The organism is Paenibacillus tabacirhizosphaerae (genome assembly GCF_040812395.1).
Lineage (GTDB): Bacteria > Bacillota > Bacilli > Paenibacillales > NBRC-103111 > Paenibacillus_E.
Genome location: NZ_JBFNXH010000020.1, coordinates 45,391 through 63,130 on the forward strand (window position 1 = coordinate 45,391; position 17,740 = coordinate 63,130).

Sequence of the window (17,740 nt, forward strand, 5' to 3'; positions counted from 1 at the left end):
GCTTCTTGCATTTCCGCCACGAACTTGCTACAATAGGTTGCACATTGTAGCTAGATTTACCAGCACGCACGTGCGGGAGGAGGATCTCACGTGGCAACGAAAAAGGCCGACGGCAAAGTGCTCGCCCAGAACAAGAAGGCGTCGCATGACTACTTTATTGAAGAAACGTATGAGTGCGGAATTGTCCTGACCGGCACGGAGATCAAATCCTTGCGAGCGGGCAGGGCGAATCTGGGCGATAGCTTTTCCACCATTCGTAACGGGGAGGCTTTTGTGCATAATATGCATATTAGTCCGTTCGAGCAAGGAAATCGCAGCAACCCGACCGATCCTACAAGAGCGCGCAAACTGCTTTTGAAAAAGGTACAGATCGCTAAAATGTTAGGGCAAGCCAAACAAGAAGGATACACGCTAGTTCCTTTGAAAGTGTATATTCGTAATGGCTACGCTAAATTATTGCTTGGTATAGGTAAAGGGAAGAAGCAATACGACAAACGTGAAACCGCCGCGAAGCGGGATGCACAGCGCGATATTCAGCGTGCTTTGCGCGAGAAGCAGAAGGTCGCCAGATAAACGAAGTGGCAGATCTGGTAGGCAGCCCCTAAGCTTCCATGAACATAGTCGTTCACTTTTCATGCACCTGTGGTATACTAATTTAGCAGCAACGAATAAGCAACTGATTAGCTCGATCCTTGATCTAAGTAATGCCTTTTATCTTCCTTCGTCTTACAGACGGAGTTGAAGACAATTCGGGGGTGTTTTTGGATTCGACGGGGATAGTTCGAGCGCGGGTTGCGGGTAGTGGGGACGCGTCCACTATAACAACGCTAAAGCCTATTAAATGGCAAAACACAAAACAACTACGCTTTAGCAGCTTAATAACCTGTTAGCGTGCTCCTCCTCAGCATCGCCCATGTGACTGGGATAGGGGCTCAACTATAGTGGGATACGACGTTTGGTCTCCGCCTGGGGTCGAACGTAGGAAGACAATCAGGCTGACCCAACGCATAGCCGGTTACGGGGCGATGCTCGGGTGACATCAAAACTGTGACTACACCCGTAGATGCCTGTGTGGCGATATTTTCGGACAGGGGTTCGACTCCCCTCACCTCCATATGCTAAAGAGGGTGTCCCATAAGTCATTAATGTAAAATCAGTCATAATTCTGCCGCATTGGTAAGGATATGCATGATTGAAGGTCCGGCGAAAATATGCATGATTGTAAACGAAAAGGATTGCCCCGCGGCAATCTTTTTTGTTTATTGATCCAGGATTGTTAGACTTTGCAGGTGTAGAGCATATTCATTCCAAAATTTTATGTAATGTTTATTTGTAAGCTATAATTGGAGTTGACGAACTTAATGCTTAAAAACTTAGGGGAGCAAATTAAACACATAAGAAAGTTGCATAATTTTACTCAAATTCAGTTTGCGAAAATGTTGAATATTTCGCAGGGAAACTTAAGTGAGATAGAATCAGGTAAACTAAATCCCTCACTTGAAACGATTATTATATTGTGTAAAAATTATTATCTAGATTTTAATGGATTTATTAATGATCAGGTAAATGAAGTATCCTCGTTTATATTAGATAATGATGAATCAAAACTTATCTATGGTTTTCGCCAGCTACAAACAGAAACAAAAGAAGAATTAATCAATTTTTTGGAAATGAAGTTAAAGAGATATTCAAAAAATGGTTAGTGAAGAGTATTGTTTAATTAGTCCCATATAGTAAAATAGAACTATTATAGGAACCCATTTATTAAAGTGGAGATAAAATATGGCTGATAATAAAATAATTACTAAACAAATACCAGACTTTTCATCTAATGGACTTCTTCCTCCTGGAATTCACGTCACAACATGGGAAGATTTTAAGGATAAATATGGTATTAATCATACAAGAAGAACTCAATTAAATGGACTAGAAAGAGCAATAAAGTGTTTTAAAGATGCAGGGTGTACAAAAATTTATGTTGATGGCAGTTTTGTGACTAATAAGAAAATACCGGGAGACTTTGATGCTCTTTATGATTTAGATGAGGTCAATGAGGATGCAATCGATGAAAGGTTATTGGATGCATCTATTCAGGGAAGAGCTATTCAGAAGAAATATTTTGAGGGTGAGTTTTTCCCGGCATCTGTGAAGGCTGCACCTAACGGAACTGTTTATCTTGATTTTTTCCAGACCGATAAAAAAACCAAGTGTCAGAAAGGGATAATACAAATAGAATTGAGGTGAGAAAAATGATAAAAAATGACTTCGAGTTAGAAATAACAAACGAGCAATTGGAACAATTTAAATTAACGCTCTTAAATCTAGAAAATGATGATACTATACGCCAACTTTCAACTAAAAAACAGGCAATATACCGAACTGCAGTTGAGGGTGAAATTGAAAACTTACAAATGCAAATCCAACAGTATATTTTGCTGAAAAGTGGAGAAGTTTCAGCGTTAAATGCTAATCAAGCAACAGATCTTCCAAAGCTTTTAATTAATTATAGAATTGCAAAAGGCATAACAGAAAATGAAATGGCGAGTTTATTAGGGGTAAGTGAATCAGAATTAATGGAGCATGAAGAAAATTTATTTTCGGATACTGATCCAAGACTAATTGCGAGTATGGTTGGGATCTTGAAAATAGAAGTTCCAGAATCGTTAATCCAATTTTTATCAAATAAATATGCACGAATTGTAACTAATTTAAAAAAGAATATTAAATCATTATATGTGAGTTTACTGCCTCAAGAGTTAAAGGAAAATTATAATTTGACTGATGGGTATCTTAAATTATATACGGTGATAAAAAGAGTGTTTGGAGATCAATCGGATACTATTTTATTTGGTGGGATAATGAATTCTAACCAATTAGTTTCCGTTCGATACAAAGTTCCTAAAGGAGCTAAAACTGAGCTCGTTTACACGTACACGTCGTATGCTTCTCATATCGCTAGAATTGTTTCAAATACAATTGAGGCTCCTCAATTATTATTAACAACGGATCCAGTACAATTTAAAAAAGACATCCTAACTAAATATGGGGAATTCAACCTTGAATCCTGCGTAAACCATATTTGGGACCTGGGAATTCCCATAATTCCTTTAAAAATAAAAGGTGGTTTTCATGGCGCTTGCTGGAGATTTAGCGGAAATAATGTAATTGTGCTTAAGCAACAAATTAACTCTAGTGCAAAATGGTTGTTTGATTTACTTCACGAGTATTGGCATGCAACACAAGAACCAGACTCATTAGAAAGAGACGTTGTGGATATTTCAGAAACATTATTACGAACTAACGATGAGCAAGAAGAGTTGGATGCTAATAAATTTGCAATCGATGTCATTTTTGATGGGAAGAGTCAAGAACTTCTTGATCAATGCTATTCAATCGCAGGTAAATCAATAGCTAATTTAAAGAATTCCGTTATTAGAGTAGCGGCACTTAATAAAATTGATCTTAGTTCATTAGCTAATCTTGTAGCATATGATGCTTCTACAAAAGGTGGAAACTGGTGGGGGACAGCCCAGAATCTTCAAAATCCGGATGACACATTTTCTGTTGTAAGAAATATCCTTGAAGATAAATTATTGTTAGGTAACATTAATGAACCGCTTGATCGGGAATTTATAGTGAACGCACTGTTTGAATAGATAGTTAGAAAAACCACTTAAATTCAATTTGTTTGTAACAGATTAATCTAAAAAAAGATGAAGCTACTCCATAATAGAGTGGCTTCATCTTTTTTGCTCTAGAAGCACTGTTATTGTTTTACTGCTCGTAGTTACCGCATTCACGGGGCAGCAAGAGCCTCCCCATGGGAATTTAAAAGCAATTCTTGATGATGGCCCGCCGGTACCATGGTTTTCGTATATAAGTGGTCACGATGTGAGAAAAGGAGGAGACTTGCAAATTCTCCCGAATGCGGTAAGTGTATGTCTTGCAGTCGTTGGGGTAATTGTACTAATAGGTGGTTTATTCTGGGCGTGGAGAAAACAGAAGCCAATCTGTTCGTTTGCAGCTGCTTTGTTCTTCGTGATGTGTGGGTATTTAGCCTTGATGTTTTCGATATCCTAAAATAGGAGCCAAGTACAATGTTATTAATGTCCAAAGAAAATAAAGTATTAGACCGAAAAATAAAATATTAGACTAGCAGCCGTTGATTAAAGGGCAGAAGAGTTCAATAAGAAAGCTCTCATCGGCAAATGGGGATATCCATTTTTTGTTTAAATCCGGATTTACAAGGACCTCTTTATAATTAACGATTTTGTAATCAATCATCCTTTGTGTCTCCAGTAATCTGTCAATCTCTTTTTGAATTCTATTCTTGTGTTCGATTAGAGTGGAGACTCTCTGAGGGAGTGAGGCTTCACCCATTTCGTAAAGCTTACGGAAAAGCTTTATTTCTTCCAGTGTCATTCCGGTTGCTTTGAGTCTCGTTAAAAAAACCATGCCTTTCAATTGATGTTTACTGTACGTTCTGTGTCCGCTTGTTTTGCAGTCGGCTTAAGGAGGTAAGCCAATTTTTTCGTAGGGCATGAAACGTGCAGAGAAGTTGGTTCAAGTCGATCGCAGTTCGATCGGCATGAAAGAGGGATTAACAGCCACCAAAATAGAGTTAAAGACTTTGCTAGAGTAATACGAGCTGTTTGCCCGTCAGATCGAAGAGATGATGGCTCAAGTGGAACAACTTTTGCAGCAAATCCCTGGAACGGAAGAAATGTTAACCGTTCCTGTAATTGGCATCGTTACACTGGCGGGATTTCTTGCTGAGGTAGGTGATCTGCAGGGATACGACCATGGTCAGCAAATCATAAGGCTTGCAGGCTTTAATCTCAAAGGAACAGCTCCGGCAAGAAGAAAGGCAAGTCGACGATCACCAAACGCGGACGCTCCCGGCTTCGAGCGCTGCTCTTCCGTGCAGTGCTGCCGATGGTGGCTAAGAACGCTGAGTTTAAAGCGTTGCACCACTATTACACAAAACGCAATCAGAATCCGCTCAAAAAGAAACAATCCATCGTAGCACTGTGTGGAAAACTTATTCGGGTACTCCATACGTTAGGCACAAAGCGTATTCGTTATAACGCAACTGATGTTTTAGGGCCGAAACGCCAGTCCCAGCTTCAGATGGCTGCATAATACAAACTTCAAGCTATTTCTTTAACCGAAGGCTTAGGCTTTAACAACGACAACAGAAGCACGGAGCAGCCGCAGATTTTAATCCATAAGGGCAACGACCTAGTAAAGGAGCAAGAAGCGGCGTCCACCCCTTGAAAGGTAGAACGAAGGAATGTGAGGGGCTTAGACCCAGTGTGACATGGGAGGGTAAACCGCCAGGGGGAATGGTGTGGATATCCAAGGTGCGATCATAAGGAAGTATCCACATATTGGAAATAGGTTCCAACCTCTATTCCCGCCGCCGGCTTCTTCTGGAAAATATGTCATTTCAACAAGATATCTCCATCTCTTAAGAAAGTCGAAGTTGAAAACATAAGAAAACAGGAGTGAATGAAAGAAAACATTAATTTATAGTGGGAGTAGCGAAATGAATAAATAGACAAAGAATACATAAAAGTCGTGAGTGGAAAAGTAACGGATTGAAACCATCATTTATTAAATAAGTCTACCTTGGTATCTAGCGTACACAATTTGCTTCAGAAGTTCGTTATTAAAGATGGGATTTGATAATAAAAGAGCCGAAAGAACAAAAGGGGGATAGATAGGAATTCATGCGAGGGGCCGCAGTCACAAGGTTGAAGAGGTGTCGTATAACAGATTTAAATAATTCGTACACATCCGCCTTCGGAACATCATTGTCAGCAGCTTTTGCCAACGGATTATCGTTGTTGAAACTTATATGGTAGGCGATAATTTCTGTGTTAAACAAATCTTTAATGGTGGATAGGTATATTCTTTGCTCCAATACGCGGTATTGTGTAATACCAGTCACCCATTTCTGGTTTGGCTTTTTAGCCGTAAAAGTCACGGTTTAATAGGTTGTCTGCAACGTGTCCATCGGAAACGGCGACTTGATGAGTAGTAGGATAGAATCTTTTATGTCTAATGTTGGCTCTGAGGCCATTTTCTTTCATGAGTCGATATACTCGCTTATTGTTAACAAGTTCACATTATAGACGTTCTAGTTCCATTTAAATCCTACGATACCCGTGTATCCCCTTACCTAAATCATAGATAGCTTGTATTCGCTCATTGGTTATTCGATCACGGTCAAGTTGAGATGCATGTAAATACAAATAATGGCAGCTCTAGATACTTGCATACCTCGCAAATTCTATGCACTGTATAACCAGGTGCCATCTGTTCTACGACCTTAACCTGCTTCTATTTGTACCTTCTGTGTCAAGATTTCTAAGCACTTTTTTAGTATCTCATTCTCCCGAGTAAGCTTTTGATGATGCCTGTCTTCGTCCATGTACACTTCACGTCGTTCGTCTTCCTCTATTATCCATAAGCCCGTACTTACCAAATTGCTTATACTTACGCATCCAGATCTTAACACGGTCATGATCTTCAATCCCATGTTCTTCAGAAATCTGGCGTTTTGTCATTCCTTCTAACTTCATTCTCATCTCAGTATTATAGATATCAGTTATACACCAGCGATTTGTAACGATTTGACTGGAAATTAAGTGTATTCGACATACTTCGATAGAATTGGCTATTTTAAATATTCTTTTTATTTAGTAGTATTGTAAATAGTAGATCTTTAAAGGAAATGATTGGATAATTAGCTAACGATGATATACTTCTTATTCGCTACGGACAAAAAGGAAAAATTCTCTTGTACCATAATGTATAAGTATAATTAAAGGTAGACGCATAATTCCTCAATACCCATTACATTACCGTCTGCTCTTTTGGCAAGGGGAAGAAGATTTTGCAGGAGTCAAGAATTTATTTAGGAATCATTTATTGGGGGAAGAATCAGTAGCAAATTGAGGTACAACCTTAAGTATTATTGAAATATACATAAATTACCAAAAAAGTATTGTGTTAATATGAAAAAAATGGTAATGTTTATATTGAGCTAGTAAATGAAAAATAAAAAACACTACTAATGTATGCTTTGCGGGCGCAATTAGTAGTGTTATGGGCCGAATTTTCCGAAAATAGGTTTATTTCAGTATATCGGTTTATTTGATTTTACATTTTTTATCTCGCTTTGTCAATATATATTTAATAATAAAGAGTGGTTACCGAACTATATGGGGTGTATAAAATGAAGGTTTATTTAAACAAAGATGTCATTGTGCATGAAGAGGACGAAGAAATTATCTTGGTGAATATGGCTAGGAATAAGTTCTATTCATTAGATAAAATGGGGACGGTCATCTGGAAGTTGATCGTGGAGAGTAATGAAATTTCAAAAGTAATTGATAAAATTTCTAATGAGTTTGAAGTAGATAGACATATAATTGAAACTGATTTGGATGAATTGCTTAATGATCTAATGAAAGCTGAGGTAATTACAACAAGTGTATAAATTTAATATGATCATGAAGTTTTTTAAAATATATATAATGATGATTATTTTCGATTTTGAGTTATCACGCGATGGATTTAACAAAGTTTTTAAGAAATATTCTAAAAAGTATACTTTAAAGGCAATAGAGAGAAACCCAGAAGCAATATCTAATACAGCAAAGGAAATATTTGAACTATTTAATTTGATCGATATTGTTTGTGCTTGGTATCCCAGAAAAGCAGATTGCATACAGAAATCTTTTCTAGGGTTTAAGATACTCAGGAAGAAATACTCACTCCCAGTAGAAATAGTGATTGGAATTAGAAAGTTCCCGTTTGAAGCGCATGCATGGCTTCAAATTAATGAAAAAAATGTATTTTGTGACGATGAAAATACAAAAAAATACAATATTATTCTGCGCACAAGTGTTATAAGAGAGGGTGGTTATTATTAAGTGGTTTACTGTTTTTTTATCAATTAAAGAACTAAGAAATAAAAATAAAAAATTTGATATTAATAATCGAATTTTATATGAGTACGGGATTAAAACTTCCACTGCAAAAGAGAATACTCAAGACGGATTTGAATATTACATTGCTTGTAACAAAGAGATTTCAGGGAACTCAATTGTAAATAATGAAGTTGCAATTGTTGGAGAGGTGGATATACATAACAAAAAGCAACTAATTGAAAAATTTAGATTATCAAGCGAGATATCAATACAAATAAGTAGTGAAGAATTAGTGGCAACGCTTTATGAAATTTTTGGATTTAAAATATTTAGTGAATTAATTGGAGAATTTTCATTTGTTCTTCAAGATAAATCGAGTGGAACAACATTTTTAGTAAGGGATCCTTTAGGTATTAAGACATTATTTTGGATGGAAAAAAATGGGGAATATATTATTGCGAGTGATATCTTCTTAATGAAAGATTTCATTAACATGAATTTACTGAATAACGATTATTTCAAAGAATTTTATTATGGGAATGGAATTATTGATTCTGTAAATACTCCATACCGAAATGTTAATAGAGTGCCAAGTGGTTGTATCTTACAGATTAAAGATGGGGTTCGAAGTTTATCTAAATATTGGGATTTAGCAAATGTTACTGACGTAATTAGATATAAGAACGAAAATGAGTATATGGAAGAGTTTAGAGAAATACTAAATATTGCGGTTAAAGACAGATTAGTGAAAGGAAATAGTAACGCTATTATGTTAAGTGGTGGATTGGATTCGACATCAATATATGCATTGTCCAAAAATACAGAAAATATAAAAAATGAGTATATTGTCTCATCGGTAAGTGCAATATTTGAAAAATTAAAAGAATGTGATGAAAGTGAATATATTCTCGAATTGTTAGATCAATATAATGATACTGGTAACTTTGTGAACTGTGATGAAGTCTCAATGTTTAATGGATTCAATAAAAATATTCCATTTTCATACGAACCGAATGTGAATTCTATTACCTATAATTTCACAAGTACCCTAGTAAAAGAATCTGTTAATAGAGGTATGGATAACATCCTTAGCGGGTATGCAGGGGACCATTTATTAACTGGATCGTTGTATGTAGCAAGGGACATGTTAAGAAAGTTTCAAGTTAGTTTACTCTTAGAATACATGACCAAATGGTCAATTAGGATGAATAACTCTGCAATTCAAAATTTAAAGACATACGCTCTAAATCCTAAAGTTGTGAGTATGTATATGTTTGAGGACACCAATAAGTATTATACGGAGATGCATAATAGAATGAAAGGCATAAAGTACTACCACCAAAAAAATCTTTACTTTCAAATTTCAAGTGCAAAATCTCATTTGTATACCGACAGGGTTTTAGGAGCTATTAATGGAGCGGATATTAAGCATCCGTATTTAGATAAACGGTTAGTAGAGTTCATCTATAAAATTCCAGGAGAACTTTGTTATTCACTGGAGACTAAGAAAAATATACTCAGGAAATCAATGAGAGACCTACTTACAGAGAGAATAACAACAAGAGAAAATAAAACAACTCATGTAGCATATTTTTATAAAAATATGCGGAACAATTGGCCACAAATATTTAGTGAGTTAAGCCAACCTCGGATTATTACAAAGATGAATCTGATAACAGAAGAAAAATGGCGAGAAGAGTTGCTTAAATGGAGGAATGGACTAGATGTAAAGGAAGGGTTTTGGACGCTATTTTCAATTGAAATGTGGTATTCAATCTATACTAAAATTATATCGGTTTAAGATTATTACACTATTTTTGGGGAAAATAGGGAGGATTTTATCTATGAAATATGTCAAACCATCTATGCTAGATTATGGAAGAAGTGAGAATGTAATTAAAGGTGAATGCGATTGGGGCAGTGAAGGCTTTACGTTTGACAGAACTGGATCGTATGAAACTCAAAGACGAGATATGGTATACATCGGGCATTGGGGTGGGATGGATCACTATCAATGTCAATATACAACGAAATGCAGCACGTTCGGCGATGCTTGTTAAGTAATGTAATTCAGTAATAATTCTAATAATAAACAATACTCCCCCATAAATAGTGTAATACTGTTCTACCGAGTAGCCATAGACCCTGAAAAGGGTCTTTAAAAATTTGTGCTAATTTCAACTAAAAAATAGGAGAGAAGCTTATGGGAATACTTTTGGTTATTATTTGTACTGTATTATTAATTGTACTGCTCCGTTTGCATTTCCTATTAAAAAAAGATGATGAGTATCTTCGTCAAACCATAGATCCGAAAAAGTTTCTTGAGCATATGGGGAATTATAGTGGATTTCTAGTAGTGACCAATAGCCAATTCTTATTGAATGAAATTGATTTATACAGAAAAATAATTAGGAAATTAATCAAAATATCTAGATGTCACATAGTTTCCTTGACTAGAGACGGTGAGTATCATTTGGATTTTCAAAGTACTGAATTTCTAAGTAATTTACAAATACAAAGATACCCACTGATTGTATTTTTAGTAAATGGGTCGATATATAAAAGAGTACTATCTTTTGAAAATCTATCTGATCGGCAAATTATCAAGGAAATAACTAGGTATTCAAGGCAGGTAGAGATATGATCCAAACAATTACTATCTGCTCAAAAATTTTGTGTGTAGTTCTTGGATTAATTTATCTTAAAAGCAGCATTAAGAAAATAAAGCAACCATATTTATTTTTCGTTAATTTCAGTAATTTCAAAGTGTTTAATAAAAAAATATCTTTCTTTGCGACACCGACAATAATTGTTTTAGAACTAGCACTATCATTATTATTGTTGACCACAATGTTTCAAAATATCACTTTAATAATGGGTATACTTATTCAGATATTTTATTTTATCGTAATTATTTCTAACTTTAATAAAGTAATTGATGCTAATTGCAATTGTTTTTCACTAAATCTTCCCCGGCATGTTACTGTCAGAAATCTGTTGAAAAATTTGTCTTTACTACTTATACAACTAATGATTTTCGTAGTATGGATACGATATTTGAACTAGGTGTTGTTAAATGGAGGATTGTTAATAATATGGTATTTTCTTCTGTATTTAGTTTTGCTGTTTGCTTTTTGTTTATTTTATCTGGAGTATCGAAACTTTTGGCATTAAAAGAGACAGTTCATTCATTTGAGAAAGTGGGATTTCTAACTATTAGATATAGTAGGTTAATTGGAGCCACCCTGCCTTTTCTTGAAATCATTATTGCACTAATTATTATCATTTTTGGAAGCAATATGATTGTTGTGACAATAGCAATAATACTTATTATTATATTTATTGCAATAAATTTTAAAGCGATGATAGAAAATAAACATGAAAGCTGTTATTGCTTCGGCAAATTATTTCCATCAAAAACAGGGTATGGTGGTTTTCTACAAAGTACTATATTGCTTTTTAGTTTGGTTCCATCATTATTTTGGAATAGTTTCAGCTTGCATACATTAACTAGTACAACAATGTTTGTTTATATTAATGTAATTGTGTTTGCGTTATTTTGGACAATAACTTTATTATTATTCAGAGTTATTATTGAGACTATATATACTAAATAAAGTTCGGGGCGAGGGCTATGTCAGTGTCTGTACAATTATTTTTAGCTATAAGTATTATATCAATATTTCATATGTTCTCATTATTTTTAATTATCAATAAACTCAACAAATATAAGAAAGTAAGAAATGGTCTTGATCTTGGAGTACAGTTTCCTGAAGTGAATTTTGAGGATATTAAAAGGAATAGTTATGAGTTTAATAACTCTGTATTTGATAGTTTTCGAGTATTTGTTTTTTTGGACTCAGGATGTAATGAATGTACGAAAGTTTTAAATGCATTCAAAGTAATTAATTTGGATTTAGTAAAAGATATAATGATCATACTAACATATACTGAAGATAACATCAGTTTATCAACACATCCACTTAAAGATAGAATGATTTTTATACAACTTAACGTTATTCAAAACGAATTTAAATTAAATAGCTTTCCATTTTATCTGAGAGTAAATAACAGTGGTTTAGTTATTGATAAGGGCTATATTGCTAGTGATAGTGTTATGGAATCAATTAATCGTTAAAGTGAAAAATTAATTGCAGAAAATATATATTTGTAGGAGAGTATTTGTGAAATTCCATAAAAATCTATCTGTATTTATAAAAACTCAATTACATTTATTGGAAATGGTGTACAGAGAGCTACCCACAAGTGTGATCCTTTTTTGTGTATTATCTATTGGATCCTCAATATTTTCACCTGCACTTATACTTATAAATAAAAATATTATAGATTCGATAAGTGGAATTGATAATGATCCCCACCTTTTTAAAATTTCAATAATGCTATTAATATTACATTTTACAGTGCAATATCTATCAACAATTCTAAGTAATATAGTTGATTATGTATATTTAAAAATTTCAAATAAATTTAACTACGTCGTCAAAAAAAAATTTATTGAAAGAGTAGTGACAGTTGAGTTAGAGTTATTTAATGATGGAAATTTTTACAATATGTTAAATCTCTCTAATCAAGCAATGATACGTAATGTTTTGGGGATTTTCAACAGCATAGTGGTTATTCTAACTTCTTTAGTTTCATTAGTTGGAATTTACGGAATATTATATTCAATACATTGGTCGTTGCCATTAGCATTGTTTGTTTCAACTGTTCCAGGAATGTTTTTAGTGTTTAGATCAAAGTCCCGAGGATATAAAACGAATAAAGATAACTTACAAAATAACAGGGAAATACAATTTACAGAAAATTTATTTATGAATCTTCAAACAATCAAAGAAATAAGAATATTTCAAATAAAAGATTACTTAATTCAAAAGTGGTCGACATTATTTTTAAAAATACAAGATCAAAATATTAAACTTGCGTTTTGGGAACTAAAATCAAAATCACTTGCAGTATTAATTCTTCAAGTAACGAATTTAGGCGTTTCTTTTCTTTTAGTAAATCAGATTTTTGATAATAATTTATCTATTGGTTCTTATGTCGCAATGATTGGTGCAGCAACATCCGTTCAAGGAATATTTGCTTCTATTGGGGGAAATCTTGGAACCATATTTGAAAATGCAATATATAATAATACTTTGGTTAAGTTATTAAATTATAAAACTAATGACATAGTTGTTGAAACAAGTTCAAATGTTAAAATAATAGAGGAAATTTCTTTGGAAAATGTTAGCTTTAAATATCCTTATTCAGATGCAACTGCTTTAGATAATATTAATCTCACTATTAAAAGAGGCGAAAAAATTTCAATTGTTGGGTTTAACGGATCAGGAAAGACAACTTTAGTGAATTGTATACTGGGCCTCTATAAACCTACTTCAGGTGAAATAAATATTAATGGTATGAGTATAGACCAGTGTAATAAAGCTGATTATTATAAGCTTATATCATGTGTGTTTCAGGACTTTACTAAATATAAATATAGTATTAGAGAAAATGTTGGTGTTGGTGATATTAATAAAATTGAGAATGATAATAATCTATATAACATTTTGGGGAAAGTTAACATGTTAGAAAAAGTTAATGGTTTTAAAGATCAACTTGAAACTTACCTAACTAAGGAAGTGATAGATGGGATGGAATTATCTGGTGGTGAATGGCAGAGGATTGCTATTGCGAGAGGATTTTTTAGGGATTCAGATTTAACAATACTAGATGAACCAACAGCTGCACTCGATCCAATTACAGAGTTAAATATATTTGAGTTATTTAAAGAATTATCTGAGAATAAAACGACAATAACAATCTCCCACAGACTTGGTCCTACGAAGTATTCAGATAGAATCATTGTAATGGAAAAAGGGAAGATTGTTGAGGATGGAAACTTCGATTTATTAATGAATAATAAAGGCTTGTTCTATAGCATGTATGTTTCGCAATCAAAATGGTATGAAATTAAGGAGGAGAAATTAAATGATGCAAGCTAGCGAAATAATACTTTCTGTTGAAAACATATCAAAAACGTTTAAAAGTGAGGCTAATACGGTAAATGCACTAAAAAAAGTCTCTTTAAACCTTCATGTTGGTGAGATATTATCTATTATGGGTACAAGCGGGTCGGGAAAAAGCACGTTACTAAATATACTTGGTTCTCTCGATGAACCAGATGAAGGGGTAATAAGACTTAATGGTATTATTCAAAAAGATATCTTCGAAGAACCGGGGGCATCATTGTATAGAGCAAATCGAATTGGATTTGTGTTTCAAAATTATAACTTATTAAAGGATTTAACGGTTGAGGAGAACGTTGAACTGCCATTAATTCTAAAAGGTATTTCTCATTCAAGCAGAGTAGATGAAATTATTGAACTTGTGGGTTTATCAAAATGGAAAAAGCACAGGCCTGTTCAATTGTCAGGAGGCCAGCAACAACGGGTTGCGATCGCAAGAGCCTTAGTAACAAACCCGCCAATCGTTCTAGCTGATGAACCTACGGGGAATTTAGATTATAACACTTCTGTTGAAATTCTTAGGATATTAATGTTAGCAAAGGACAAGTTGAAGCAGAGTATTATTCTAGTTACCCATGATCCAATGGTGGCCTCATATGCCGATAGAGTATTATTTTTTCATGACGGCAAAATAATTGATAATTATAATTGTTCTCAAAAACTTAATAATATAGATGAGATAATTACAAAATTCAAAAAAATACTGGAGAATAAATAGATGAAATCTTTACGGGGAATAGCATTTCGGTTCTTCACAAAAAACATATTTGTTGCAGTATCATCAATTTTTAGTGTAGCCATTTCTGTGGCACTAATTACATCAATGATGTTATTCGCATTTAATGCCAAGGAATCATTACATAAAGAGGTTGTAAACACGTACGGAAATATGGATATTTCAGTTGGCTACAATGCAAATCAAAACAAGGCAATTGATAACGACCTGTTAGATTTTGTTGCTTCAAATCATGGAATAGAGCAAAGTTCCAATGTACTGGTAACAAGAGTGAAATTAAGTGAGTTAAATATGTCGGAAATATATACGGTGGGAGTAGAGAATGATTCTCTAGTAAAAAGTAAGTACCATTTTCAAAATAACATTTCAAATGCGGGACTGATTGTGAATGAAAGATTAGCGCAAACATTAAATTTGAAAAAAAAAAATACTGTCGAGATAGAAAATAAAATGTATACCGTTGAAGAAGTAATTAAGGATTATGATGCAGCTGGTGTAGTTCCTGATATTATTATCATGTCCAGAAATAATGTTAAAAAAATCATAAGCGACACAACAGGTAGGGTTGTAGATGCGAGTTTTATTCTAATTAAGGTTCAGCCCCAATTGGATCCTCTAACTATAGCAAATCAATTCCGTAAGCAGTTCACAGATTTGCGAATTGACATTGCCAAGGAGGATGAGTCTGTAAAGAGCAATTTAAATTCTCTAAATAAATTCCTAATCATTTTATCTGTATTGTTGCTCATTGTTACATCTCTTTTGATAATTGCAAATTTTGATATGTTTTTGTACAAGTATAAGAATCAATTTGCAATTTTGCGTACTCTTGGTGCCACATCAAAGCAGCTTTTTGAAATAGCTTTTATTCAAAGTAGCATTATTAATTTGATGGGGGCAGCAGGCGGCTTGCTTGTTTCTTACTTATTTCACAACCTTATGCAGGGATGGTTAGGTAGTTTATTTTCCAGTGAAAATCCCAAAAGCAGTTTTAATTTTATTTATGCAGTTCTACTAACTTTAGGTTGTATAATTATTATTGAATTTTTCATGTTAGTTCCATCTTATAGAATATCTAAAATGCTTCCAATAAGAATATGGAGAGAAAATGAAAAGTTAGATTTTTCAAGAATGAAAACTCGGAGGAAAATAGGAAAATTCTTGTTTTTTTTAAGTTTAGTTGTGATTTTTATTGCTTTAATGGCTACTCTTCTGGATGAGAAAATGGGAGCCCTTTTTATCGTATTTCCATCCATTTTACTTATATTGAGTTTGGCATTATTAATGCCAGTATACGTGCCATCTATATTTATTTTTTTATTGCCTATAATTAAGTTCCTATTTGGTAGAATTTCATATGTGGCAATCAAAAATGTGATTCCTCAAGTACGAAAGAATACTCTTGTTATGATGAGCATTACTATCATGATTATAATATCCATTTTTGGTTCTGCAACGCTAAAAACTGTATCCAATAATGCAGTGCAATATTTGGAAAAACAATATGCAACAAATATTCTTGCAACCAGTCGCTTGGGTTACAATTCAACAATAGACCATATTGAATTAAAAAAAGCAATTACATCAATTCAAAGTATAGAAAGTGTAACTGAAATAAGTACTCCTTCTAGGGCAGTACTAATAAAAGATAATTCGCAGAGTAATTTTGACTATATATTGGGGGATCTTGAAGAAATGTCTCGTGAAGGGCTCTTACCGTCTTTATTAGGGGGGGATAAAAATAAAGTTGTGTTTACTAATGATTATGCTCAGAAGTATCATATTAAAATTGGCGACGAAGTCAGTTTGGGATTATATTCGTCTGAAACTAAAAATGTAATTCCAACCGGAAAAGTAGTTGTTGCTAATCTTGTAGATAAGATAGCGGGGACTTCATTACCTGCCATTTTAGATTGGAGTAATGAAACGTATAACAATAAGTTTACAATATTTAACAAGGCTTTTATTAAATCAAAAAATTCAGAAGAGACTCTTCATGCGTTAGAAAAATTACAGAAAGAATACCCTGAATTGAACATGAATAGTCTCGAACAATCGTTAAAGGATGCACAAGAGATTTCTAAGCAAAGATGGTCAATCTACAGAGTGTTTATATTTGTTATTACGCTGTGTGTAATGGTTGGTATAATTGAAACTTTAATAAGCAATATTCATTCAAAGAGGAAAGAGCTTGCTGTGTTGAGGATTATGAATATAGGCAAAAATGGAGTTAGAACAATAATCTTTACACAAATCATACTCTATTTATTATTTGGTATTATTTTTGGTGGGATATCTGGAATACTTCTCACGTTTACAATGAATTTAATTGATACACAAGCTGGAGTCGTATCATTCGACTTTACTAATCTGATTGAAATAATTACGCTAATGTTAGGTATGACTACTTGTGTTTTTGTCCCATTTGCGAATAAATTAACTAAAACTAACATCGCTAACGAATTAACAAATGATAATAAATAATCCCTAGACCTTGATATGTTGAGGAAAAGGTATTATATCCTGGAGGAGTTGCAGCGATGCAGCTCCTTTGTCCATTGAACTTTCCTAAGGACTTAAAAATAGTCTTTGTCAAAAAACTATCATGACCACCTCGATCACAATCAAGCATGAAAAAGTATACAGTGTGAAATTAGGAAAGCTTGTAACTCTTCCAATCTGTCCATAGTCATGATTTTGGACAGTTATGTTTAAATATTTAGATATTATGCTTATATTAAGTTATCGTATCCACTCGATGATAGATGTTGTTAAGTTCAATACCACATCTAGAACTGCGTTTTGTATTAAAGTTAAATAATAGAGGTAATCCTCTCTAAATGTCGAATATTTAAAAAATACCGGTTTTCAGAATTATAGAGAAATTGATCAGCAAATGAATATAGATTGTTCTCCTGAAAGAGATAGACGGACTGTTAGTGAAAAGTTAACAGCTAAGGTATGTGAATTACATGCTAAAATGAGTGATTTCTACAAAAGCTCTGATAGGATATATTTTACCCAGTTTTACC

General features: G+C 33.7%; 16 protein-coding genes, 1 other RNA gene and 2 pseudogenes. 17 read left to right on the forward strand and 2 right to left on the reverse strand.

Features of this window, described 5'->3' with window-relative positions; translation table 11 throughout:
* Positions 1-90 precede the first annotated feature (90 nt).
* The 5 genes from smpB (at position 91) to ABRS97_RS24420 (ending at position 3,656) form a co-directional block, all read left to right on the forward strand.
* Complete coding sequence (smpB, locus tag ABRS97_RS24400) at positions 91-573, forward strand: SsrA-binding protein SmpB (protein ID WP_367818336.1); 483 nt, start codon at positions 91-93, stop codon at positions 571-573.
* Positions 574-751: 178 nt separating this feature from the next.
* Positions 752-1,117, forward strand: a transfer-messenger RNA (tmRNA) gene (ssrA, locus tag ABRS97_RS24405).
* A gap of 244 nt (positions 1,118-1,361) precedes the next feature.
* Entirely contained in the window at positions 1,362-1,703 is a 342-nt protein-coding gene (locus tag ABRS97_RS24410; RefSeq protein ID WP_367818338.1) for a helix-turn-helix domain-containing protein, read from the forward strand.
* A gap of 79 nt (positions 1,704-1,782) precedes the next feature.
* Positions 1,783-2,244 carry a DUF6932 family protein gene (locus ABRS97_RS24415; RefSeq protein WP_367818340.1) on the forward strand — a complete coding sequence of 154 codons (462 nt, stop codon included), beginning with the start codon at positions 1,783-1,785 and terminating at the stop codon, positions 2,242-2,244.
* 5 nt (positions 2,245-2,249) lie between these two features.
* Positions 2,250-3,656, forward strand: coding sequence for a hypothetical protein (locus ABRS97_RS24420; protein ID WP_367818342.1), 1,407 nt, complete (start codon positions 2,250-2,252; stop codon positions 3,654-3,656).
* A gap of 496 nt (positions 3,657-4,152) precedes the next feature.
* Here ABRS97_RS24420 and ABRS97_RS24425 read toward each other — a convergent pair whose 3' ends face one another.
* Positions 4,153-4,455: a MerR family DNA-binding protein gene (locus ABRS97_RS24425; RefSeq protein WP_367818387.1), complete on the reverse strand. Its 303-nt coding sequence runs from the start codon at positions 4,453-4,455 to the stop codon at positions 4,153-4,155.
* Between the two features lie 82 nt (positions 4,456-4,537).
* Here ABRS97_RS24425 and ABRS97_RS24430 point away from each other — a divergent pair.
* A pseudogene (locus ABRS97_RS24430) lies at positions 4,538-5,142 on the forward strand (transposase); the annotation flags it as partial.
* Between the two features lie 830 nt (positions 5,143-5,972).
* Here ABRS97_RS24430 and ABRS97_RS24435 read toward each other — a convergent pair.
* A pseudogene (locus tag ABRS97_RS24435) lies at positions 5,973-6,116 on the reverse strand (hypothetical protein); the annotation flags it as partial.
* 1,127 nt (positions 6,117-7,243) lie between these two features.
* Here ABRS97_RS24435 and ABRS97_RS24445 point away from each other — a divergent pair.
* The 11 genes from ABRS97_RS24445 (at position 7,244) to ABRS97_RS24495 (ending at position 17,192) form a co-directional block, all read left to right on the forward strand.
* On the forward strand, positions 7,244-7,507 hold the full coding sequence (locus ABRS97_RS24445) for a PqqD family protein (RefSeq protein ID WP_367818345.1): 264 nt from the start codon (positions 7,244-7,246) through the stop codon (positions 7,505-7,507).
* Positions 7,508-7,514: 7 nt separating this feature from the next.
* Entirely contained in the window at positions 7,515-7,943 is a 429-nt protein-coding gene (locus ABRS97_RS24450) for a lasso peptide biosynthesis B2 protein (protein ID WP_367818347.1), read from the forward strand.
* Entirely contained in the window at positions 7,930-9,741 is a 1,812-nt protein-coding gene (locus ABRS97_RS24455) for an asparagine synthase-related protein (RefSeq protein WP_367818348.1), read from the forward strand. The genes ABRS97_RS24450 and ABRS97_RS24455 overlap by 14 nt, the downstream gene beginning before the upstream one ends.
* 43 nt (positions 9,742-9,784) lie before the next feature.
* Complete coding sequence (locus ABRS97_RS24460; RefSeq protein WP_367818350.1) at positions 9,785-10,000, forward strand: hypothetical protein; 216 nt, start codon at positions 9,785-9,787, stop codon at positions 9,998-10,000.
* A gap of 143 nt (positions 10,001-10,143) precedes the next feature.
* Entirely contained in the window at positions 10,144-10,584 is a 441-nt protein-coding gene (locus ABRS97_RS24465; protein WP_367818352.1) for a hypothetical protein, read from the forward strand.
* On the forward strand, positions 10,581-11,006 hold the full coding sequence (locus tag ABRS97_RS24470; protein WP_367818353.1) for a MauE/DoxX family redox-associated membrane protein: 426 nt from the start codon (positions 10,581-10,583) through the stop codon (positions 11,004-11,006). The genes ABRS97_RS24465 and ABRS97_RS24470 overlap by 4 nt, the downstream gene beginning before the upstream one ends.
* Positions 10,985-11,557 (forward strand): MauE/DoxX family redox-associated membrane protein, encoded by a 573-nt coding sequence (locus ABRS97_RS24475; protein ID WP_367818355.1) that lies wholly within the window; start codon positions 10,985-10,987, stop codon positions 11,555-11,557. The genes ABRS97_RS24470 and ABRS97_RS24475 overlap by 22 nt, the downstream gene beginning before the upstream one ends.
* A gap of 23 nt (positions 11,558-11,580) precedes the next feature.
* A complete protein-coding gene (locus ABRS97_RS24480) occupies positions 11,581-12,078 on the forward strand; it encodes a hypothetical protein (RefSeq protein ID WP_367818356.1) in 498 nt (165 codons plus the stop codon).
* Between the two features lie 46 nt (positions 12,079-12,124).
* Complete coding sequence (locus tag ABRS97_RS24485) at positions 12,125-13,948, forward strand: ABC transporter ATP-binding protein (RefSeq protein ID WP_367818358.1); 1,824 nt, start codon at positions 12,125-12,127, stop codon at positions 13,946-13,948.
* The gene (locus tag ABRS97_RS24490; RefSeq protein ID WP_367818388.1) at positions 13,938-14,690 is read left to right on the forward strand and encodes an ABC transporter ATP-binding protein; all 753 of its coding nucleotides are present in this window, start codon (positions 13,938-13,940) and stop codon (positions 14,688-14,690) included. Before ABRS97_RS24485 ends, ABRS97_RS24490 begins: the two co-directional genes overlap by 11 nt.
* Positions 14,691-17,192: an FtsX-like permease family protein gene (locus tag ABRS97_RS24495; RefSeq protein WP_367818360.1), complete on the forward strand. Its 2,502-nt coding sequence runs from the start codon at positions 14,691-14,693 to the stop codon at positions 17,190-17,192. It abuts the gene before it with no gap.
* Positions 17,193-17,740: the final 548 nt, after the last annotated feature.